The 23,298-nt window shown below is 43.5% G+C and carries 17 protein-coding genes; 8 read left to right on the top strand and 9 right to left on the bottom strand.

Annotated features, from left to right (window positions below; genetic code table 11):
* Positions 1–149 precede the first annotated feature (149 nt).
* Positions 150–1,661 (top strand): threonine ammonia-lyase, biosynthetic, encoded by a 1,512-nt coding sequence (gene ilvA / locus ACEYW6_RS18245; RefSeq protein WP_412980837.1) that lies wholly within the window; start codon positions 150–152, stop codon positions 1,659–1,661.
* Positions 1,662–1,766: 105 nt separating this feature from the next.
* Here ilvA and ACEYW6_RS18240 read toward each other — a convergent pair whose 3' ends face one another.
* From ACEYW6_RS18240 to ACEYW6_RS18230, 3 genes are all read right to left on the bottom strand, one after another.
* Positions 1,767–2,807 carry a hypothetical protein gene (locus ACEYW6_RS18240; protein ID WP_190899634.1) on the bottom strand — a complete coding sequence of 347 codons (1,041 nt, stop codon included), beginning with the start codon at positions 2,805–2,807 and terminating at the stop codon, positions 1,767–1,769.
* Positions 2,808–2,817: 10 nt separating this feature from the next.
* Positions 2,818–3,063: a hypothetical protein gene (locus ACEYW6_RS18235; protein ID WP_094327534.1), complete on the bottom strand. Its 246-nt coding sequence runs from the start codon at positions 3,061–3,063 to the stop codon at positions 2,818–2,820.
* A gap of 569 nt (positions 3,064–3,632) precedes the next feature.
* Positions 3,633–5,081, bottom strand: a complete 1,449-nt coding sequence (locus tag ACEYW6_RS18230; RefSeq protein ID WP_412980836.1) for an energy transducer TonB — start codon at positions 5,079–5,081, stop codon at positions 3,633–3,635.
* 342 nt (positions 5,082–5,423) lie between these two features.
* On the opposite strand from ACEYW6_RS18230, the gene ACEYW6_RS18225 reads away from it, so the two are divergent.
* Together ACEYW6_RS18225 and ACEYW6_RS18220 are read left to right on the top strand one after the other, a co-directional pair.
* Positions 5,424–6,077: a MotA/TolQ/ExbB proton channel family protein gene (locus ACEYW6_RS18225; RefSeq protein ID WP_412980835.1), complete on the top strand. Its 654-nt coding sequence runs from the start codon at positions 5,424–5,426 to the stop codon at positions 6,075–6,077.
* Positions 6,061–6,462 carry an ExbD/TolR family protein gene (locus ACEYW6_RS18220; RefSeq protein WP_196512689.1) on the top strand — a complete coding sequence of 134 codons (402 nt, stop codon included), beginning with the start codon at positions 6,061–6,063 and terminating at the stop codon, positions 6,460–6,462. Before ACEYW6_RS18225 ends, ACEYW6_RS18220 begins: the two co-directional genes overlap by 17 nt.
* 85 nt (positions 6,463–6,547) lie before the next feature.
* Here ACEYW6_RS18220 and ACEYW6_RS18215 read toward each other — a convergent pair whose 3' ends face one another.
* Positions 6,548–7,315, bottom strand: a complete 768-nt coding sequence (locus ACEYW6_RS18215) for a thioesterase II family protein (RefSeq protein WP_412980834.1) — start codon at positions 7,313–7,315, stop codon at positions 6,548–6,550.
* 65 nt (positions 7,316–7,380) lie between these two features.
* On the opposite strand from ACEYW6_RS18215, the gene ACEYW6_RS18210 reads away from it, so the two are divergent.
* On the top strand, positions 7,381–9,507 hold the full coding sequence (locus tag ACEYW6_RS18210) for an NACHT domain-containing protein (RefSeq protein ID WP_412980833.1): 2,127 nt from the start codon (positions 7,381–7,383) through the stop codon (positions 9,505–9,507).
* 41 nt (positions 9,508–9,548) lie between these two features.
* The gene (locus ACEYW6_RS18205) at positions 9,549–9,800 is read left to right on the top strand and encodes a type II toxin-antitoxin system HicB family antitoxin (RefSeq protein WP_412980832.1); all 252 of its coding nucleotides are present in this window, start codon (positions 9,549–9,551) and stop codon (positions 9,798–9,800) included.
* Between the two features lie 15 nt (positions 9,801–9,815).
* Here the strand turns inward: ACEYW6_RS18205 and ACEYW6_RS18200 are convergent, their stop codons facing one another.
* Entirely contained in the window at positions 9,816–10,286 is a 471-nt protein-coding gene (locus tag ACEYW6_RS18200) for a globin domain-containing protein (RefSeq protein WP_412980831.1), read from the bottom strand.
* Positions 10,287–10,477: 191 nt separating this feature from the next.
* Here ACEYW6_RS18200 and ACEYW6_RS18195 point away from each other — a divergent pair, with 191 nt between their 5' ends.
* From ACEYW6_RS18195 to miaB, 3 genes are all read left to right on the top strand, one after another.
* Positions 10,478–11,911, top strand: coding sequence for a carotenoid oxygenase family protein (locus ACEYW6_RS18195; RefSeq protein WP_412980830.1), 1,434 nt, complete (start codon positions 10,478–10,480; stop codon positions 11,909–11,911).
* A gap of 112 nt (positions 11,912–12,023) precedes the next feature.
* A complete protein-coding gene (locus ACEYW6_RS18190) occupies positions 12,024–12,605 on the top strand; it encodes a Uma2 family endonuclease (protein ID WP_412980829.1) in 582 nt (193 codons plus the stop codon).
* Positions 12,606–12,922: 317 nt separating this feature from the next.
* Positions 12,923–14,287: a tRNA (N6-isopentenyl adenosine(37)-C2)-methylthiotransferase MiaB gene (gene miaB / locus ACEYW6_RS18185; RefSeq protein WP_412980828.1), complete on the top strand. Its 1,365-nt coding sequence runs from the start codon at positions 12,923–12,925 to the stop codon at positions 14,285–14,287.
* Between the two features lie 3 nt (positions 14,288–14,290).
* Here the strand turns inward: miaB and ACEYW6_RS18180 are convergent, their stop codons facing one another.
* From ACEYW6_RS18180 to ACEYW6_RS18165, 4 genes are all read right to left on the bottom strand, one after another.
* Complete coding sequence (locus tag ACEYW6_RS18180; protein WP_412980827.1) at positions 14,291–18,178, bottom strand: TonB-dependent receptor; 3,888 nt, start codon at positions 18,176–18,178, stop codon at positions 14,291–14,293.
* Positions 18,175–19,716 carry a hypothetical protein gene (locus ACEYW6_RS18175; protein ID WP_412980826.1) on the bottom strand — a complete coding sequence of 514 codons (1,542 nt, stop codon included), beginning with the start codon at positions 19,714–19,716 and terminating at the stop codon, positions 18,175–18,177. Before ACEYW6_RS18175 ends, ACEYW6_RS18180 begins: the two co-directional genes overlap by 4 nt.
* 170 nt (positions 19,717–19,886) lie before the next feature.
* On the bottom strand, positions 19,887–20,468 hold the full coding sequence (locus ACEYW6_RS18170) for a hypothetical protein (protein WP_412980825.1): 582 nt from the start codon (positions 20,466–20,468) through the stop codon (positions 19,887–19,889).
* Positions 20,469–20,588: 120 nt separating this feature from the next.
* The gene (locus tag ACEYW6_RS18165) at positions 20,589–23,120 is read right to left on the bottom strand and encodes a beta strand repeat-containing protein (protein ID WP_412980824.1); all 2,532 of its coding nucleotides are present in this window, start codon (positions 23,118–23,120) and stop codon (positions 20,589–20,591) included.
* Positions 23,121–23,298 lie beyond the last annotated feature (178 nt).

Here is a 23,298-nt window from a genome sequence, read left to right as displayed (position 1 = left end):
TACTGAACTTCTTTCTCTTCAAATAGTATTAGTATTTTTTAAATTTTATTCACTCAAAATTTTGAGGGAGTGTAATTAAATAAAACCAGTGCGATCGCTTGTAACGTAAAATTAATTTCCATCCGGCATTTGCTAACACTTTGACGCCCATGTTTTGCGACTACCTCATCCAAATTCTCACTGCCCGTGTGTACGATGTTGCCCAGGAAACACCACTGGAGTATGCCCCAAATTTGTCTGCGCGGCTAAATAATCAACTTCTGCTGAAACGTGAGGATATGCAGTCAGTATTTTCCTTTAAACTGCGGGGTGCTTATAACAAGATGGTGCAACTGCCACCAGATATATTAGCGCAGGGTGTAATTGCAGCGTCTGCGGGTAACCATGCTCAGGGAGTTGCCCTTGCAGCCAATCGCTTGGGAACTAAAGCGATTATCGTCATGCCAATAACTACACCCCAAGTCAAGGTAGACGCGGTTAGAATGAGGGGCGGAGCAGTCGTGTTACATGGAAACACCTACGACGATGCTTATAGCTATGCCCGTGAATTAGAAGTAGAAAAAGGATTGACCTTTATTCATCCCTTTGATGATCCCCATGTCATTGCTGGACAGGGAACAATTGGGATGGAAATTTTACGACAATATCAGCAACCCATCCATGCAATTTTTGTAGCGATTGGAGGGGGCGGATTAATTTCTGGGATTGGTGCATATGTAAAACGCTTGCGTCCCGAAATCAAGATTATTGGCGTTGAACCAGTAGATGCTGATGCTATGTCTCAATCGCTAAAAGCGGGACATCGGGTGCGCTTATCTCAAGTGGGGTTATTTGCTGATGGCGTAGCGGTGCGAGAAGTAGGTGAAGAAACCTTCCGTTTATGTCAGCAGTATGTAGATGAAATTATTTTGGTGGATACAGACGATACTTGTGCTGCGATTAAAGACGTATTTGAGGATACGCGCTCCATTCTAGAACCAGCTGGTGCATTAGCGATCGCAGCGGCCAAAGCCTATACAGAACGAGAACAAATCGAGGGACAAACCTTAATTGCTGTAGCCTGCGGTGCAAACATGAATTTTGATCGCCTGCGCTTTGTGGCAGAACGGGCAGAGTTGGGCGAACGCCGCGAAGCGATCTTTGCAGTCACAATTCCTGAGGAACGGGGAAGTATTCGCCAGTTTTGTGAATGTATTGGCAAACGTAATCTTACCGAGTTTAATTATCGCATTGCTGATCAAAAAACAGCCCATATTTTTGTCGGTGTGCAAATTCAAAATCGTGCTGATGCTGCCAAAATGGTAGAAAACTTTGAAGCTCAAGGATTTGAAACTCTTGATTTAACGGATGACGAACTAACTAAATTACATCTGCGCCACATGGTGGGTGGGCACTCTCCCCTGGCTCACAATGAATTGCTCTACCGTTTTGAGTTTCCCGAACGTCCCGGTGCATTGATGAAGTTTGTTACTTCCATGAGTCCCGACTGGAATATTAGTCTTTTTCACTACCGCAACAATGGCGCAGACTACGGTCGAATCGTTGTTGGTATCCAGGTTCCCCCCCACGAGATGGAAGAGTGGCAAGCTTTTCTCGATAACCTTGGCTATCGCTATTGGGATGAAAACAAGAATCCGGCATACAAGCTGTTTTTGGGATAGGGGAGTGGAGAAGAAGCAGGGGACAGGGGGCAAAGGGGAGAATAATTACCTCTTTCCCCTCTGCTCCCTGCCCCCCCTGCCCCTCTACCTCTTCCCCATGCCAATTTAGCGAGAACTAGCCCCCAATATCAGATTAGAGTCCCAAGTATAGAAGCCAATTTGGTTAGGAACCCTAGAGAATCTGCCTGTCCGATAGCCTCTAGATAATTCATTTAGCACCTTATTTTTGATCTCTCGAAGTTGCTGAGAATCTAGTTCTCCATAAATTCCAGCGATGACTTCAGCAACGCTGAAAACTTTACCTGGATTTTCTTCAAACAGAGAGGTGAGGGCATCAATTAAGAATTGACCCTCAAAGGCTTTGAGCATCGGTACTGTTTTTGTCGGGGGTACAAAAGGCTTCTTATTTTTGTTTTTGATGCTCCTAGAAGCACCATTGCGGTTACTTGGGGCTACCAAACTTAAATCCAGAGTATAACAACCTGGCTCATCAGGAATAGTTACCCAATAATTCCTTTCTCTGCCTTGAGTGAGGGAAGATTGAACCCTACCTTTAACTACTTTGAATAGATTGGAATCTAACTCTCCATAAAGCGATCGCACGATAAAATCGATATGACAGACAGTGCCTATCTGCTCTTGCAATAGCTGTTTTATGGCTTCCATGCGTGAGAGAGCGTGATTATACTGGGGTAGCATGGGAATTTCCGCCACCTTCGTTGAACTATCGTTGTTCTCTGGGGCGATCTTTGCATCTGGCGATGTAGTTAGAGGTTGACTCTCTTTTGTATCAACAGCAGCAGAAAAAGAATTATCTATCTCAACCTGATTTGAGTCTGTGAGTTTTGACTGTACAGACTCCACCAATTTGATTTCGTCGATGTCATCAAGAGGTGATAAAAACCGCAGGGAGGCTTCTTGGGTAAGATTTGAGGTTTCATCAGCCGCCGTCAGTCTTGATATCTGCTTGTTGGTATCAGAAAAAGACCAGTTAGACAACAATGCTTCTACATGATCGAGCTGCGATCGCGCCTGCACAAAGAGGCGTTCATACTCTTCTGTAAGACGAGCATAATAGTCTCGTAATTCCAACAGTGGTGAGAGAAAAGTGCCCGGAGGTGGCTCTAATTGTCCATTTTGATTCATAAGGCTTCAATCAATTTAAATCGATGTCACTTTTGTAAGACATTGCTCTGGGTTTTGCTTTGTGAGATGTTGGCTGGGATTTCTTAGGCGGTTGGGGAGGCCGACATCTCTCACAATATAAAGGTCGAGGGCCAAACGTCTCGCGCTTTGTCAGATCGTTACACTCTTTACAGACAAACTGGAAAACACGAGTATGAATCTGTCTTTTGTGCGCCCTGACAGTATATTCCCTAACATCAATGAATTTACTTGCCATAATCAGGATTGTGAATTGCCGTCGTATCAATGTCCTATCAATATAGCTATTCAAGCAAATCAAACTGCATCAGTGTGTGTTTATGTAGAAGTTTTATTCAAATCAGTGAATTTAACGCCTAGCATAAAGTGCAGATGAGCAACTTGATAGTTAGCTATTAACTATTCTCTCAGCATATAATTTGGTGATGAGCAAACACTACTACCAGTTCTTAGGCGCAGGCGATTTTCATCGACTTCATCAGAGAAATTGGGGAATGGGGAAGTTCAGGATGATTCACTTCCACTGATTGTCAAATCAAGTTATTGCCAGTGTGTCTAATTATCCATCATAAAATTACTGCACTCCTAACCCCTCATCCTCATGGTAGAGGGGTAATGCTTAATAAAGTTATTCCTGTATAAAAAACAACCGCCTCCTAAAAATAGGAGGCGGTGTGCGATCGCTAATCAAAGTATGATTCCAGTAAGCTTTGCCGCTCTATTAGAAGTTTGTAGTCAGAACTTTAGTCCTTAACTTGAACGCTAAAGCGCTCACTACAAACCCAGCAAACTTAACTTGACAGATTACTACTCTTGATTGGGAGCAGCAGGTTGCGATTGAGGTTTTTGGCGTAAACCGCGCAAAGATTCCCGCAACTTGTTCTGGCTAGCGTTATCTCTTCGCCGCCGCCGATTTGCGGTTGGTTGTGGCTTTTGTGATGAATTACTACCCGCTCGTTCACTACGAATACGGCGTAGAGATTCTCTTGCAGTTCCTTGAGTGCGAGTTGTCCTAGCTCCAGATGATGAGTTTGTAGTAGTACTTTCTCCTCTTTGAGGTTCCAGTCGCCGACTAAATCCAGATATTGCTGGTCTTGTGGCTCTAGCTTCATTAGATGAGGGTGTCAACTCTCTGCGCCTACGTTTTGGAGCTTCTTCTGTGGAGTTGGCAGCCGTTGTCTGCTGGGTTCTCTCTTGTGCTTGTCTTTGTGTTTTTCGTTCTTGAGCTTGGCGATATCGCCGTGAACCTTTTATGGCAAATTCAGTGGCTATAGATACCCCTTGTCTACCACCTTCTGCGGGTTTTAATTTCCAGTCACGCGCTTGTCTCATGGTTTCTTCATCCAAGTCGCGGTTTCCACTGGAGCGAGCAATCCGCACATTGGTAACATTGCCTTGTGCATCAGTATCTACAGCTACTTCTACTCTGCCTTCAACTCCTCGCCGTCTTGCTGCCTCTGGATACTTGGCATTACATTCGCGGCAGGCTGCACGACCATTACCATTACCTGAACTGTTAATTTTTGGAGGTGTAGGTGCTGTTGCTACTGTCGGACGGTTTCCTGTGCCACTGCCAATTCCACTACCGGTGCCACTGCCAATTCCACTACCAGTGCCGCTACCAATTCCACTGCCAATACCGCTACCAATTCCACTACCAGTACCAGTGCCAGTTCCACTGCCAATGCCACCTCCAGTGCCAGTGCCAGTTCCTCCGCCAGTGCCAGTACCGCTACTTGTACCTACAGCAATACCACTACCTGAACCTAAACCAATTCCAGAACCGCCACCACCGCCACCACCACCCGCCGAACTTGCTTTGGAATCTCCAGATAGAGTTGATTGTGGAATGGGTGCAGATTTCACAGCAACTTCTGGCTTGGTAACAATTGCTTTTGGCGGCGTATTTGTCGGCTGTGGCTTCTGAGAGACTGCTGTAATCTGTTCAAATTGCTGCTGAACTTTTTCTATTGGTGGAGTTTCTATAGGCTGTTTTTGGACAACTTCTGGTTCTTTTTTTATTTCTTCTGGAATCTCTGCAATTGGTTTTTCTGGTTCCCCAGTTGGAGAATCCACGATCGCGACCTCTATTGGTTCTTCTTCTCCTGTGGGTACTCTCGTCAAATAATTACTTATGCCTGAGGACAGTACGCCGATATGCAGCGCCAGTGAACCTATTAGACTGTAAGTCAGAAAAGACTTGAGAGCCTCAACTTCTTTGGAACGTTGCTCGACAGTAATGCCGGAAAAGCTCATAGCTATTGCTACCTATTCTCACTAATTTAGCTATCTTAGAATGCAAGGTTACAAATATCAAGTAAAAAATTAAAATTAATTGGGATAATGTTACGGAACCCTGCGCTAGCAAAAATATCTTTCCAAACCACCAACATCATGGTTTTTGAACAAGATTAATTTTTGTTGCAATTGAATTAAATTAATTTATGTAAAACAAACGAACAAGTAAATAAAAATAATGAGCATTATATTTGAAAAATTTATCATTATATTTTATATTTTATTGAGAAAAAGTTTCAGCTTTTCTCCAGATTCTGGTAGTCTGATTTTGTATTGTGGATGACGTTATAGAGGCACTACATGGGAATTCAGAATTTGTTTGCAGCAGGCGGTGTGGTCATGTGGCCCCTGTTGGCGTTTTCGGTATTGGGTGTGGCACTGATTATCGAGCGGATCAGGTTTTGGGTACGGATTAATAAGCGTCAAAACCGGGTGGTGCGAGATGTTTTGAATCTCTACCGTCTCGATAATGTTGTCGGTGCAATGGATAAACTTCAGAAAAACGCAGATTTGCCGCTCGCCCGGATTTTTCTGGCGGCTTTAGAATTAGAGGAGCCAAATCCGGAGGAATTTCGTTTGGCGTTAGAAAGCGAATCGCAGGCTGAGATACCTGTGTTAAAACGTTTCCAAAACCTTTTCGAGACAATCATTAGTCTGGCACCACTGTTAGGTCTTCTGGGCACAGTATTAGGATTGATAACTTCCTTTGCTTCCCTAAATCTTGGTGATGTGGGAGGTAGTAAAACGGCAAGTGTGACGGCTGGGATTAGTGAAGCCCTAGTATCAACAGCATCAGGATTGATAGTTGCTATATTCATACTCTTGTTTGCCAATACCTTCCGGGGACTTTACCAACGGCAAATTGCACTAATTCAGGAGTATGGGGGACAGCTAGAATTACTTTACCGCCGTCGCTATGAACGAGGAGAAAAAACGTATGCGTCTACAAGATGAGCCAGAACTTCCACTACAGATTAACATCGTGCCGATGATTGACGTGATATTTGCAATTTTGACATTTTTTATCATGTCAACTCTGTTTTTAACCCGTTCAGAAGGTTTACCAGTAAATTTACCGAAGGCAACTACGGCAAAACAACAGCAAGTTCCTACTAAAATTACGATTACGGTAGATGAAAAAGAACAGGTAAGTATAAACCGTAAACCAATTGCAGTTGATGATTTGACAGAGCAACTACGTGCCTTAGTTGGTTCGAACCCAGAAGTTTTGGTGATTATTAATGCTGATGAGAAAGTTGATTATGGTCGGGTAGTAGCCGTGATGGATCGGGTACGTCAAGTTGAAGGGGCAAAATTAGCGATCGCTACCCAAAAATAAAAAGTAGAGATATTGTATATAAGAAGTTCAGAGAGTCAGGAAAATTCTATATTCTGGCTCCTAACTCCTTTGTATGTGATCACTACTACCAGCTACGCTTACGCATCTGCAATTCTTGAGATATAAGTTTAAATAATAATTCCTGGTGTGAATGAATAAAAAAGTGGTCACCGTCGAACTCATGTAATGAGAAAGCAGCGATTGTCTGCTCTCGCCATGCTTGCAGATCCTCATGACTAACTTCTTGGTCTTGCAAACCACCAAAAACAGTAATAGGACACTCCAGTGGCTGTTTTTGAGTGTAAATATAAGTTTCCAGAACGGCAAAATCTGCCCGCAAAATGGGGAGGAATATCTGCATTAGTTCCGGGTTTTCTAATACTGCTTTGGGTGTACCGTTAAGACTGTGTAGCTCGTTAAGCAAATCAGAGTCTGATAGGACGTGGAGGGGTGGTTTTTTGGGCGGGATTTGCGGGGCGCGACGAGCAGAGATGAAGAGGTGGAAGGGAGCAAGACTATACTTAGAACGAAGTAGATGTGTCAACTCAAAGCTAACTAATCCGCCCATACTGTGACCGAAGAAGGCGAATGGTTTGTCTAAGTATGGTAATAGAAGTGGAGCGATCGCTTCCACAAGAGATTCTAATCGCGTCAAGGGTGCTGACTGAATCTGTCTTCCCCGTCCTGGATATTCCACAGCACAGACTTCAACATTACTAGGTAGATTATTAGGCCAAGTGCGAAAAATCATTGAGCTACCACCAGCATAGGGGAAGCAAAATAAACGCAAGTTGGCTTGAGGATTTGGTTGGGGAGAGATAACCCAGGAATTGAAGCTTGGTGTAGTTGTCATAATATAACTTAGAGTTGGATAATACAGCTTTGCTTTAATTTTTAAGTATATTAACTGATAATCTTATGACAGGAATAGAATCTTTAGCCGCACAAGCCGTTAGCGGTTTAGCAGTTCCGATTTTCCAAATCCTTTGGGGAGGTGGCGGTAAGGTTCTAGGAATATTTGGTAAAACCCTGGACGAAAAAACTAGGGAGATAATTTTTACTGCATCAAAACAATATGTCCAGAACTACGAAGAACGGCATGGCATTCTTAAAGTATTAGGAATGCGTGAACATGTCAAACTGGAATCGGTCTATACAGCAGTACAGTTTTTAGGTGATGATGCTATCCGTAGTTTTGAATCTATTGAGAATTTAGAAGAAGTCTATCGCCAAGCTAGAAGCCGAAGGTTTCAATCTCAAGATGGTAAAAAACAAGTAGGAATTAAAGTTGCTAATGATAAACAATATCTGATGGTACTTGGTGGGCCTGGTGCAGGAAAGTCTACATTTGTGCGGAAGATGGGACTAGAAGCGCTCAAAGGTAAAAAAGGAGGATTTAAACATGCCTGCATTCCAGTTTTTATCGAATTAAAAAGGTTCGCATCCAGCAATATCAATATTGAAACGTTTATTGCTGAAGAGTTTCGTATTTGTGGCTTTCCATCTTCAGATAAATTTACAGCCAAAGCTTTAGAAGAAGGTAAATTACTAATTTTACTGGATGGTTTGGATGAAGTACCAACAAAAAACTTGACTGAGGCAATTAGCGAAATTCAAAACTTTGTTGACAAGTATGATCAAAATCGTTTCATTGCCTCCTGTCGCACTGCGGCTTATCGCAGCGCTTTTCGTCGCTTTAGCGATGTGGCAATGGCAGACTTTGATGATAACCAAATTCAGCAATTTATTTATAACTGGTTTCATTGTGAAGCAGACAAGCAGGCGAAGACAGGCGATAAATGCTGGGAGTTACTGCAAAAACCGGAACATAAAGCTGCAAAAGAGTTGGCGCACACACCTTTATTGTTGACATTTCTGTGTTTATTTTATGACCGTTCCCAAAGTTTTTCAGATAATCGCAGTGTTCTTTATCGGAAGGCACTGCGGATATTACTAGAAGAGTGGGCATCAGAAAAGCGAATTCTCAGAGATGAGATTTATCAAGGACTACATACAGAATTAGAAGAGATATTACTATCAGAGATTGCTTATACAGGTTTTGAGTCTGACAGACTATTCTTTTTACAGCGCGATATTGTTCAGCAAATCAAAACATTTTTAGCAAGTAATCTTAATGCACCTCAGCATTTAGATGGGAAATCAGTGCTGAATGCGATCGCTATTCAACAAGGAATTTTAGTAGAACGCGCCGAGGATGTCTTTTCCTTCTCTCATCTAACGCTACAGGAATATTTAACAGCACAATATATTGATGACCATCGCCAAGTTGAGAAGTTAGTCACTGAACATCTTGTAGATGAACGTTGGAAAGAGGTATTTTTGTTAGTAGCTGGGTTAATGCGCGGTGGTGCAGATGATTTGCTGTTGTTGATGGAAAAGGAAGCACAGAAGTATATTAATACACCGAAGTTACAAGCTTTATTAAATTGGGCAGAACATGTAACAGCTGGATCGCCAGGGGATTTTAAACCTGTGGGTAAACGTGCAGTTGCACTCATCAACGCTAATACCATTGCCATCGGCATCGCCCATGCCTACGCCATGAGCATCGGTGACACCAATGCCTACGCTGATGCCTACGCCTGTACTTACATGAACACCAGAGATATCGCTATAACCTACGTAAGCGCTGACGTAATTGCTGGTGCTTATGCCAATGCTATCGTCAACGCCAACGCCGAAGCTATCGACTATACTCGTCAATTTGAACAATTAAAAATCTTCAATAATATCAACTTTACAATGCTGATTGCCCAACTAGAAACACTGAAAGCTCTGATTCCTGACGATAAACAACCCAACGAAGTGCGTTGGGTATTTTCTAAGCGACTCCAACAAACCTTACTCAATGCTTTCAAACTTAGCTCAGAAATGGTCAACTTATCTAAGGAAGAAGCTATGGTACTGGGAAATTATCTCTACGCCAATTACCTCATCATCCAGTGCAAACAAGCAGCTGTGCGGGTGTCGCCTCAAACCTGGGAAGCGATTGAGGCGCGGATGTTGTTGGTTCCAGGTGGTTAAGTAACAATAGAAAAATGAAAAGATAGCCAGATAAACACTCCATGAGTTCATTACAACAGGCTAAGGATACAAAAACTCGAACCTTTACAGCAATCCTGCATTGGGAAGAGGATGTTTATGTAGCTGAATGTCCAGAGGTGGGAACCGCCAGCCAAGGAGAGACAATAGAAGAAGCGATGTCTACGACGGGCTACGCCTACGCTAATTTGCGGGAAGCAACGGAACTTTATTTAGAAGAATTCCCACTTTCTGAGACAGCACCTCGTCTTAAAACACTTAAGCCGTCGTTATGACACTTAGTTCTGTCCTTAAGAATGCACAAGTTGTTTTCTCTCTTCATCATATATGTCATGTTCTCTGTGAATGAAAACCTCAGACAATGCCTCATAAGCTTCACTCCAAGCAGCCATTACTTCTTCTGTAGCAGCTTCCCCTAAAACATCTTTCATCGCTTGCAGTAAACTTCCTCCAACAATAGGATATTGCTCTGGTGTAACATGAGTCTGCACATGACGATGAGCAATTTTTTCCACCATTGATTTTAACGCTGGTAGATTATCAATCTGGGCAGCATAGCCATAAACTGCTGTAGCTAACCTCGCAGGCTGAGAACCATTTGCTTGAGCAGACATATCAAATTGCTCTCTGATTTCTGGATGATTTTGAAACATAATTTCATACATTCGAGTTGTGATTTGCTGACCTTTGTTTTTTAAGGTAGGTGCTGTAGATTTAACGATATCTATTGTTTGTTGGCTAATCATAGTTTCTTGATCCACTTTGAATATTGATTGACTTCAATTTAGTGGTTATTCCTATTAGTTACTATGAGCTAGCTCAGTTAATGAGTAATATCCTGCCAAAGCCTCTATCCCTCTACACTCAGAGGCATTGTTAAAAAATTGCAACAAAGATGAAAATGTAAGAATGCAACTATGTACATCGATAATTTATCAAGTAAAACTTAGATATGCATACCATCGAGAAAAAGTCAACTAAAAGAGCTTGGGCAGGTGCGATCGCAGAACCGGCAAAAGAATTCTTCCCTACCCAACTGCCAATTATCTCTGGCAAAATTCCAGATGGCTTGCGTGGCACACTTTACCGCAATGGCCCCGCACGGCTAGAACGCGGTGGCATTCACATGGGACACTGGTTTGATGGAGATGGAGCAATTCTTGCTGTAAATTTTACCGATGCAGTTGCAACCGGAGTTTATCGCTACGTGCAAACCTCTGGCTATCAAGAAGAAGCCGCAGCAGGTAAATTACTCTACGGTAATTATGGCATGACTGCACCAGGGCCAATTTGGAATCAATGGCAAAAGCCGATTAAGAATGCCGCTAACACTTCGGTGCTAGCACTTCCAGATAAACTTTTGGCACTCTGGGAAGGTGGTAAACCCCACGCCCTCGATTTACAAACTTTAGAAACTTGGGGCGAAGATGATTTAGGGGGGTTAACTAAAGGATTAAACTATTCCGCACATTATAAACGTGATGAGCAAACAGGGGAGATTTTTAACTTTGGCATCAGTGCTGGACTAAATGCGACGTTAAATATTTACAAAAGCGATTCGACTGGCCGGATTATCCAACAAGCCGCATACCAGCTAGAAGGTGTACCATTGGTGCATGATTTTGTTTTAGCAGGACAGTATATTGTATTTTTCATTCCGCCAGTGCGGTTGAATATCTTACCCGTGCTAATAGGGACAAACAACTATAGTGATTCGCTAGAGTGGCAACCTAGATTAGGAACTCAGATTTTAGTTATTGATCGACAAACCTTATCTGTAGTCAGTCGTGGAGAAACCGAACCTTGGTTCCAATGGCATTTTGGTAATGGTTATGTAGATGCTAGCGGCTCAGTGGTTGTGGATATCGCCCGTTATGAAGATTTTCAAACTAACCAATATCTCAAGGAAGTAGCTACAGGTGAGACTCATACCCCAGCTAAAAGTACACTAACACGAGTTCATCTGCATCCCCAAACTGGCAAAGTTACGTCAATTCAGCAACTCTTCAACGGACACTGCGAATTTCCGAATGTACCACAGCAAAACGTGGGGCAAGCTTCCCGGTACACATATATGTCAAAATCCCGTTCAGGAACAGATATTAGCCAAGAAATAGTAAATGCGATCGCTCGTTTTGATCACAAGACCGAAACCCTTACTGAAGCAGACTTAGGAGAAAATCGTTATCCTTCAGAACCCATCCATGCCCAAGACACCCAAAACCCTGAACAAGGTTTGGTACTAACTGTTGTCTACGATGGTAATTCTCATAGTAGTGAAGTTTGGGTATTTGATAGCGATCGTCTGGATGCCGAACCCGTTTGCAAACTAGGATTACCCAGCGTCATCCCCCACAGTTTTCACGGTACTTGGAACCCAGCCTAATAATCTCTTAGCGTTCCTCTGCCTTAAGAAACAACGCTACAGTAAAAACGAATCGCATTGATCAGACATAATTAATGGTATCTGGTCAATGCAAAATCAAAAATCCTGCCCTATGCAATTACAAGAAAAACGCCACTATTCTCCCACAGAATACCTAGAGCTAGAAGTCATTTCCGAGTATCGTCATGAATATATAGATGGTCAAATTATACCTATGACAGGTGGAACGCCAAATCACAACCAAATAGCTCTTAATCTGAGTGCAACCCTCAATTTTGCTTTGAAGCGACAACCTTATCGAGTATTCGTTGCTGATCAACGTCTATGGATTCCCAAAAAGCGAATTCATACATATCCTGATGTAATGGTTGTTGCAGGTTCATTAGAATTTTCTGAGGGACGTAAAGATACAATTACTAATCCCTTAGTTATTTGTGAAGTCCTATCCAAATCTACCAGAAGCTATGACATAGATGAAAAATTTGCGGCTTATCGCACCATCCCCAGTTTTCAAGAATATGTTTTGATTGATCAGTACAAAAATCATGTGGAACAGTATTCTAAAACTGATGAAAAGAAATGGATTTTCTCAGAGTATGAAGAAGAGAATAGTATTCTAATATTATCCTCTATTCAATTTCAAATCTCTCTGTTAGATATTTATGATAAAGTTGACTTTGAGGCTCAAGAATAACCTCATTCTAATTGGTTAACTAAGCAACAACGTAAATATGAGCATTTATCATTGATCAGTCCATTTTTATGTATATAAAGTTGCAAAAAATGCATTGTAATTTATATAATATCCGCCACAATTCCCATAACAAGACCAGGACTGAAGTCCTGACTACGAACATTTTTACTCAGGTTGATTCACCCCACATGATATTACAGTGATTTACAGATGAATTGACTACGGCTGAGACAGAGAGTAGAGAGGAGACACTGCGTTACGCAGGTTAGAATAAAAATAAACCTTATATACATTACGCTGATTAAGCAGAATTCCCCATGACCACTTCTAAACGCCACTACCACATCACTACTTTCGGTTGTCAGATGAATAAAGCTGACTCAGAGCGCATGGCTGGCGTTTTGGAAGACATGGGCTTTGAATGGTCAGAAGATCCGAATAATGCAGATGTGATTCTCTACAATACCTGCACAATTCGGGATAATGCCGAGCAAAAGGTATATTCCTACCTTGGCAGACAAGCGAAGCGCAAGCATGAGCAGCCCGATTTAACGCTCATTGTTGCTGGTTGTGTTGCCCAGCAAGAAGGTGAAGCACTATTGCGGCGAGTCCCAGAATTAGACTTGGTAATGGGGCCACAACATGCCAACCGCCTCAAAGATTTGCTGGAGTCAGTCTTCGAGGGTAACCAAGTTGTTGCAACCGAGTCTGTTCATATTATTGAAGATATCACCCAACCGCGACGGGATAGTAAGGTAACAGCTTGGGTAAATGTAATTTACGGCTGTAATGAACGCTGTACCTATTGCGTGGTTCCTAATGTGCGTGGTGTGGAACAATCTCGCACACCATCAGCTATCCGGGCTGAAATGGAAGAATTAGGACGGCAAGGTTACAAAGAAATTACTCTACTCGGTCAAAATATTGATGCTTACGGCAGAGATTTACCTGGAGCGACAGCAGAAGGTCGACATCTGCACAACTTCACAGATTTACTTTATTACGTCCATGATGTGCCGGGGATTGAAAGGCTAAGATTTGCTACTAGCCATCCCCGTTATTTTACAGAGAGATTAATTAAGGCTTGTGCTGAGTTGCCCAAAGTCTGCAAACACTTCCATATTCCCTTTCAATCTGGGGATAATGAACTTTTAAAGGCGATGGCGCGGGGTTATACCCATGAAAAATATCGCCGCATCATCGATACCATTCGGCGGTATATGCCAGATGCTTCCATTAGTGCCGATGCGATTGTCGGTTTTCCTGGGGAGACAGAAGCACAGTTTGAAAATACCCTGAAACTGGTGGAAGATATTGGCTTTGACATGTTGAACACAGCAGCATATTCGCCGCGTCCAGGGACACCTGCCGCGCTGTGGGACAATCAGCTAAGTGAAGAAATTAAAAGCGATCGCCTCCAACGGCTCAATCATCTAGGAAACTTGAAAGTAGCCAAGCGATCGCAACGTTACTTCGGACGCATTGAAGAAGTTTTAGTAGAAGACCAAAATCCTAAAGATCAAACCCAGGTGATGGGACGCACTGGCGGAAATCGTTTGACATTCTTCAGTGGCGACATCAAAGAATTGAAAGGGCAGCTAGTAAAGGTAAAAATTACCGAAGTTCGTCCTTTTAGCTTGACGGGTGAACCAGTTGAAGTCAAACAAGCTTTGTCTGTCTAATACTTACTTTCGTAATCTCTTTATCAGGCTCTGCACCGTAGATTCTGGTTGCTGACGTGGCACAGGCTTCTGCTGTCCAAAGCCATCAAACAATTCGTCCAGCTTGACTGTTAAACCCAGATACGGCCCACCTGCGGAACGTGTCCCGGAAAAATCTCGGTCATCAACTTTACCAAAAGCATATCCAGCCGAAAGGCGCAGATTAGGAGTGAGATAGTAACCTGTTTCTACAACAAAGCCTGTCTCACTGTAATTAGATTGACCAATCCAGCGAGCCTCACCAACTAAATCCCAGCTATATCCCAAACGATAAGTAGCTCGCAATTGTCCCAGATTAACCATACTCGTACCAACTAAATCGTTAGCTAAATAAGAAGTACTGTTACGCAAAGCATACTTACCGTAGAATTCCCATTGCCAGTTAGGGGCGTAAATAGCTTCTAAAGCAAAAGTATGGTCTTGGGAACCCGTACCACTGCCTAACAGAATGGTCTCAGGAATAATCGCCGGATTTTGGCGATATTCATAACGCAACAAAGCATTAAATTTATCGCTATTGGGGTCGCGGTAAGCTAAACCCAGCTTTAGGTTAGCGGTATCTCCCAATCCTGAAAGTTTTTGATTGGAAAAGTTTGCTTGTTGATAGCGTACCAAAGCTGTGAGAGCCGGAGAAATTTTACCTGCCGCCCCTGCGGTAATTACTGTATTGCTACCACTAGAAGAGGAGCGATGTTCGTACCGAGCACTGGCTTGAAACTGTGGATTATCAGAGTATTCCAGCCCAACACTGTAACTATCACCACCATCAAAACCGATCGCAGATGCTGCTTGACCAAAGGCGTAGGGTTGGGCATATTGTTGACCCGCCGCAGTTCGTCCGAAAAAGTTGCCAAATACGTGTTCGTAAGCTAAGTTCAGCCGCAATCCTGAAGCAATAGTCCAACGGTTATTTAGACCAATTGCGCCTTGGGTAGTAAGTTCATTAGCACCACCCAGAATTGAGTAACGACCAGTCAAGGTTGTATCAGTACCGAGTTTGTGTTCACCATTAACACTTAAGCTGGTGATGGAATTACCCGAAAATTGACCGCCAGTATAAAACTGTTGAGCTAAACTGACGCTGACACCAGGAATTACTGCCCAATTCAAACCTAAGATGGTACGGTCTGGGTAAACTGTATCTTTTTGGGAAGATAAACTCAGTTCATTTTGGGCTTGGAAAGTCAAATTTTTAGCAATGGGAACTGTGAAACGCGAACGCAATTGATTAGAATTACTACTCAGGGCGTTAGTAGAGATGCGGTCTTCCCGATGGCGATGAATCCAATCCACATCAAAGGTAGCGCTACCTAAGCGTTGTTGAATCCCAGCAGTAATCGTTGTCAGCGAATTATCAACTTTGCTCCCAGGTATGGACTCATAACGGGGTGCAAACAGTTCTTCAAAGGTGTCTAGTGGTTGGGGAGCAATCCCAAAATTGTCTTCGTGGTCGTATTGCGCCCTAACATTGGTACTTGAGGTGAGTTTAGCTGTAACCTGTGCTCCATAACGGGTTTGTCCTGGGACAAAGCTAATAGTGGCATTATTAGCGAAGCCCGTATCAGCAAAGCGATAATAGGCACGACCTTGAATACCATTGGCAATTTCTCCCTCAGCTTCCAAGCGATACGCATCACCGCTGACCTTTCCCACAACATCAGAATCATTAGTGGAATGGGCATATTCTGCGATTAACTTCCCCTTGTCACCCAAAGCTATCAGCGCATCTGCGCCGTAGAGTTGAAAGTCACGCACTCCGTGATTTTCTTGAACGTAAGTTGCTCCTATCCAACTTTCCTGGTTAAGTTTGCGAGAAAGATTATATTGCAAACGACCAGCATAGATATTGCCGTCAGAGTCTGTGCTGTCATATTGATAGCTAACAATAATCCGACGTACTAACACTTGTCCAGTTTTGTCAATATCGGTACGAAGAATCGGTTCGCGGAATATTAATGTACCGCGATCGTAGTCGATTTCGTAGTCTGGGCCTCGGTTAAGCTGTTTGCGTTCTAGTACAGTTCCAGGACGATTGAGTTCTTCTAACTCGATAAAGACATTTTCACTACCTGGTTGTAATATTCTGCGAGAGAGAAAGTAATAACCACTAGTACCATCGGGAGCAATGGTATCCCGTTGAAACCCCTCTAAGTTGTTGCCATAAAAACCTGTTATTTGTAGGTTTCCTAAGTTGTAATTAGCTTTAAAACCGTGGAGTTGACGGGTGATAGAAGTAAATTGCTGCGATCGCCGCGCAAATTCTTCTGTGTTGTAGTCACCCCACATGGCATAATCAGGATCAGATCCGGGGATACGACTTGAACGCTCAAAACGTAGAAAGAAACTGTCAATGGAAGGAGCGACCACATCAACTTTTGAGCTATCGCCGTAGACAGGATAGTTTTGCTCACTGAATTGATAAGTTCTAAACAGGCGATTATCGCAGTTGCAATCCTCATTCAGGCTGCGAGAACTGTTATATGCACCTGTAAACAACCATTCCCCGATCGCACCAGTGGCAAATATTGCTGAATGAAAATCTAATTGCGTTCCGTTGTCTTTGTCAGGAGGGAGGAAATCACGGAAACTACCGTAATAATTTGTACCTCTAGCGCCCAAACGTAAATCTATGACCCCTGTCACCAAACTCGGACGTAGTGCTGTTTCAAATTGCAGTTGAGTAAAGGCTTCTAAATCATTAACGATCGCCCGAATTGTGACAGTTTGCGCTTTTAGCTGCGATCGCAAAATCGCTGTAAATTGTCCCCCTTTCGCCTCCACTTGAAATCCGGGTTCATCGGGTTTGAAGTCTTTCCCGACCAACTCCCCAGTAGTGGGTATCAAAGTAACAACAGCATCACGATTAGAGCGGTTGCCACTTGCATCAATGAGTTGACCCCGGATTGTAGCCGTAGAACGTCCATCTGCCGGGATACGGGATTCAACTGTTTCTAAGGTTAGTTGCTGTGGCGCTCCCCGGACTGCGACTTGCACCGTTACAGCGGGTTCTGTTCCTCCAATTACTTGTGCAGAGATGGTGTTATTGCCTTCTTTTAACGAGACACCATACCATGTCTGCGTTACCAAGTTGGTGGTGGCATCAGTTTCCGTCCGTCCCACTAAGGAAGAATCTACCAACGCGCTATTTACCCGCAATTCTACTTGACTACCAGACGGAAACTGAACAATCACCGTGGTAGCTTGTACATCTACAACACTGTCAGCCGTCGGAGTCAGAATTTTGATTGCTGTGGAGATGGGAGTGACAGACGCGGGAAGATTTTCATTCACCCCTTGTTCCCTTGTCTCCTTGTCCACTCCCGCTATTTTGCGTAAGCCTCTAGGTAAATCAACAGAAGTTGCTGGTTGAAATGCTTGTATTTCCGTTGGAGAAGCTTGAAACTGTGTCTCTGTGTCTTCGCTTCTGTCATTCTTGATTCCTGCTATTTTGCGTAAGCCTCTAGGCAAATCAATAAAAGTTGCTGGTTGAAATGCTTGTATTTCCGTTTCACTTGGCTGTACATCTGGCCTTGAAATATCAGTACTTGGTGTCTGATCGGCTTGATCTTCGACCTGATTTTTCACGTTATCTGCAACAACCAAAGCGAAACCTAACCCCTCATCCCCCTTCCCTTGCATGGAAAGAGAAGAATTCAAAGCCTCTCCCCTTTTAGGAGAGGGGTTTTCCACATCCTTGTCTCGTTGCGAAGGAGAATCAGTGAAAACCTCCTTTTCACTGGTGATTTCTGCCTTGACGATCGCAGGATACAAAACGAGGCTGAGAGCTATTATCGGCATCGCCCCCATCAATCTCAGGTTTAATGTAGTTGCACAGTGCAGTCTGGGTTTCATTTCTTGACTGGCTCCTGAAATGTGGGGGTAACACCGAAATTCATGCGTACCAAGCCACCAGGCTCTAAATGCACCAAGCGAGATTGGCTATTCCGTTCGCGGAATTTTTGGTTGGGAGCTAGGGCGTAACCGGTTACACTGCTGAGGTCTAGTACACCAGTGTGGTATCCAGGTAAGGCATTGGCTAAGGAGAACAAACCGTTAGGATCTGTAGTGATGCGGTTCCCGTCCTCCAGAAAAATCACGGCATTGGGGACTCCAGGCTCACCACGCTGTTGTTCACCGTCAAAGTTTTTATCAACAAACACCCGACCGATAATCGTCCCACAGTCAGAAACGATTCCTGGACGAATTTTCAATTGGTGCGTTGCAGGCCCATCTTTGGTACTAAAACGGTTATCAGCTCTTTGGGCATTAACGATCGCACTGTTACGACCATTACCACGCAGCGCATCGGCTGTTAGTTGAGCAGCGTAGGCAATATTCAGGACTTTCTCTGTGGGAATCGTTACGTCTGTGCGGAATGTCACGGTGTTACCATTCCGTTCTGAGGTGATAGTGACTGGTTGACCATCCAACTCTCCCCGTACAGATTTAGGCAAGAAGTTGAATCCTAAAGGTAGATCGTCGGTGACAAATATATTATTCAAACCAGCATCAGCGAGATTTTTTACCGACAGGCGGTAGATTACCGTATCTCCAGGTTCAGCAGCAGCGCGATCGCCTGTTTTGATAATCTGCAACTGATTGGCTTGACACAAATTTGTGGTGAATTCAAAGGCTAATAAATCCAGTCCCACAACTTCTGCATTGGGAACTAAAACAACTGTTTGCTCTACCCTAGTTTCGCCTGTGAGACTGATTGGTTGACCATCTAAAGAAGTAGCGACATATCGCACGACACCATTACCTTGTGTGCCACTGCTAGCAAGGATTTCAATTTTGACGCGTCGTTGTTTATAGATAGAAGTCGGTGGTGGATTAACTACAAAAATGTAGGTTTTACCTGGATCAGTTTGACCCTTATTCGGATCGAGTAAAAAATTGTAGACACCCGCAGGGTTATTCGTAACAAAGTAAGGGTTACTATTCTCAGTATTTGGTGATTTACCGCCAGGAACGTTGTTATTAGGAATATCTGGTAACTCTGTTCGAGTCAAAGCAACCAAGCTACCCAATTCTGTCCCAGTTGGATCACTAGAGTTAGGTTCGTATACCCCAACTGAAAAACCTGTATAGTCAGGTAAAATTGTGCCAGCGCAACCTAGAATCCTTCCTAATGGGTCAACTAATGGGCTAGGACTAACATTGATCTGACTAGAACTTCCTTGATATTTATAATTACTAGCAGAGTCTGTATAAGTATAAGTAGCTTGATTTATTAATGGCAAAGACGCAGCCAGATTGTTAGTCTGTTGTGCGATCGCTGGTATAGGTATAGTACTATGCAAAAAACTTCCCAGAAGAACAGTAGCTGTTAACCGTCGCCACCAGCTACTGCTAGAAGTAATTTGCTTTTGGTTTTGAGGACAGCTCACTGAACATATCTCCTCTGGGATGCCAAGCTTCTTGTTAAGAAAAACACTTATTTATTTGTAGAAATTCAAAATTATTAAAAGTCCACCGCTACATCAATCCGATTTGATTTCTTAAATGTTGCGTGAGGGTTGTCCTTAGTAGAAAAGGTAAAGAACGATCCCAATTTCAATCAGCGTACTTGGGTTTGATAAGTCGCCTTGACCGTCGCCTTTGCTGGAACTGACGGAACCTGTAAACGGATGTGGGTGTAAGCAATGGCAGGTGCTGGTTTAGTTTCCACTTTGCCGTCAGGAAGAGTAACTTTAACAGTGGGATTTTCTCCAAAGCTACGCCCACCATCAATGCTGTAAGTAATTTTTCCATTATTAGTCACATTTGTAGATTTCAGTGCGTATACCATTCCTTTGGGAATAGGCTGATTAAGAGTCAAATTCTTCACTAGGCGATCGCTCTTATTTTCGCCAGTCAAGGTATATCGCAACACATCTCCTGGTCGCACCACACCTTTCAAAGGTTCCCATTTCTGGCTTTGCTTACCCTGCTGATCTTGAGCCACCACTTGCTTTTCTGCTTCTAAGCGCAATTGAATTTGCCCTTGAGTTTTGATATTCTGAGCAACGGCACTTCCTGAATGCCATACATTTGCAATTCCCGAAATTTGACTGAGAAATGGAACTGTAGCAATCAGTGCGATCGCTCCACCAACGCCAAAGGCGAACGCTCCTAAACCTGAAAGAGAAACACGCCTCATATAGATAACCTCAAAAACTTCCAGAATGTTGATTATTGACTTATCTTTCCCTGCTTGTACTTAAAAAGAGTCACTCCCCTCTTTGCAAGCAAAGAGAGGTTGGGAGTGAGATCAAACGAATTAGTTCACCTTGCGTTGGAAGGTAAATGTTCTTTGAATACCCGGTGCGATCGTGCCAGTTACAGTATCCACATACTTAGTAATGTCCGTGTTTACCGTAATTCCGGTTTGGTCGATGCCAGAGCTATTAGCCGGATTACCACTGAAGAATTGGATGGTTGCAGCCCCAGAATCCTTAGCTGAACCAACAATATTACTAGTATCAATTTGAGTGTTATTATCGTTGTCTAGCGCCCAATTGTTGGGGCTTTGCGTACCATCTTCAATAATCACAACTTTGTCAGCATTCAAAATCACATTCCCGGTTCCAGATTGAGGCTCGGAAATATTTGTGTACTGAATTTGGTACTCAATAATGTTTCCTGGTGCAGGCTTCTTCGCATCGGTACTGAATGTGCCATCATTCCCTTGAACTACAGGCCCAGTTCCTTGTAAGACTCGCGACACTTTCAGCAATTTCAGGAAGCCAGTATACACGCGATCAATAGTGATGTTAAATGAATCAAAGGTATTATCGTTTCCAGTATCCTTGATTCCATCAGCGTTGCTATCGGTCGTGTAGTTATCAATAGAAGCAGTTATGGGTACTGGGAAGCCTTTGCTAATATCAGTAGATAACTGCGTACCTGTAGGTAAATCAACTTCTACGCCATAGTTGATACTTGCACCAGGAGCAAAGTTGGGGATTGTAATTGCTGTACCAAGTGTTGTAAAGGCTCCATTATTGTAGGTATAAACAGCAGACTGACTACCATAGGTAATAGTCACCTTCGTATTATTCGGTAAATCTGCTGGTAGTGTTGGTTCTATCTTCAAAACCCCTGGGTCAGTACCACTATTCTTAACTGTATTAGTGAAACCAACTGACTGTGGATCAAGTGTACTACCAGGTGCTGTACCGGCAGGAACCAGAGAAGATTTGTTAGTGAAATCATCGTTGGTCAGACCCGATGGCCCAGTAGCATCCGGGGCATTCTGCGGCCCGTTGAGTATCGCAGAAGCAACCGGTGCTTGCACTGTGAAGACGTTCGCCTCACCACCAGTACCAGTGCCACTGTTGTTGTTACCCGTGTCAGTCCCAGTTTCTGGAGATCCTGGAATATTAATATAGCCATCATCAACGTTATCAGGCGGTAAAGTATTCGGAACACCATCGCCATTGGGATCTGTACCCAGAGGAGGTGTCATACTACCTGGAGAACCTTCGTAGTTGCTGGGATTTTGGTCACCAGATTCGTCGTATACTGGGAAATTATTGGTAGGTGTTTGACCAAACAATTGGGCGATATTAGCGATGGTTAAGGGTGAAGATGCAGTTGATTCAACGGCTAGCTGAATCGAGAAGCCATTTACCGTTGTACCAGGAGCGATAGAAGTAATAATCGCTGGATTATTGATAAAACCAACGCGAGTGACTGAGGACAGAGAGGCTGGTGCTGTCGTAGTCCAACTAGCTGTATTAGCATCAGTTGCAACTGGATTAATGGTATAGACAGTTCGCCAACCAGGAGGTGCCGTTGGTGCGACTGCCAAATCTGTACCCGCAGGAATCGCATCAGAAACCAAGATATAGTTACCAGCAACACCATCAACATTGATGCTTGTACCCGTCAAAGCTGCTGGTGTAATTCCCTGCCCCGTGGGATCATTGGACTCAACTCGCAAACTCAAATCGTAGGTCAGCTTATCATCTGTAATCGCTGCCGTGCCAGCATTGTTATAGCCACTGCGAATCTTGAGAATAGTGGCTAAAGCGTAGGTCTTCAGCGTTAAACCAACCTTAATTTGCTCAGTAGCGCTAGCTTCCCGTGTACCATTAACTGGTGCCCCAGGTACTTCACCAGTAATACCAATATCGGGATTATCTACAGTGAACACGTCACCACCATCAGGACTCCGCAGTTGGTTTTGAGCATCACCAGGGGTATTACCAAGGGTAACGGTAATGATGTCGTTGGTTTGAGCACCAGCTTCTACAGTAACTGGCACACGCACCAGTACAGTACCACCAACTGGAACTGACGGTGTATCTACACCGCCTTGAGGAACGTTTGTCCAAGTTTGACCGCCATCGGTGCTATATTGCAGGCTGTTAACTGTACCACCATTTGGTAATGCGCCAGAAACTGTACCCGGCCCAGTTGTTGTTGCTTGGTTAGGAATGTGGAATTTGCTTGGGTCGTTACCTACGTTGGTCAGAGTGTAGGTGTAGATTAGTAAGTCGCCAACCTGAACTGTTGTATTAGTAGGGCTAGAAGTGGCATCTGTTACACCAGACGCAGTGACGGTAATACCAGCAACCTCTGCCACGGTGACAACGACAGTATTAGAAGTGGCATTTATAGTTGTCCCTGGACTGTTGGGATCTTCGTAGGTCGCTGTTGCGGTGTTACTGATAGATGTACCCGCAGTAGTTCCGTCAGCTAATACAGGTGCGAGAAATTGGAAAAGGCTACCAGTTAACAATGCTGTTGCTACTAGAGATTGATAAAGTTTACGCTGCTGGTTGACAGATTTATTTCGATTTACCATAGAAGTAGTTTGTTTATTTGCTGAACTTTTATCTTGGGTTTTGAGACAGGATAAAGTTCGGCAATTCCTTAAAGAATTACCGATTACATCTCCGCAAAACCTTAATGTTTCGGGGAGCGTATATTTGAATAAATTATTGACACTCCTTAAAAACTACATTGAGGCAATAAGCAGAAAT

Origin of the sequence: Nostoc sp. UIC 10607, from assembly GCF_047228265.1 — a bacterium.
Taxonomy (GTDB): Bacteria; Cyanobacteriota; Cyanobacteriia; order Cyanobacteriales; family Nostocaceae; genus Nostoc; species Nostoc foliaceum_A.
The sequence above is the reverse complement of the archived record's forward strand: the minus strand, read 5'-3'. Positions and strand labels throughout refer to the sequence as shown.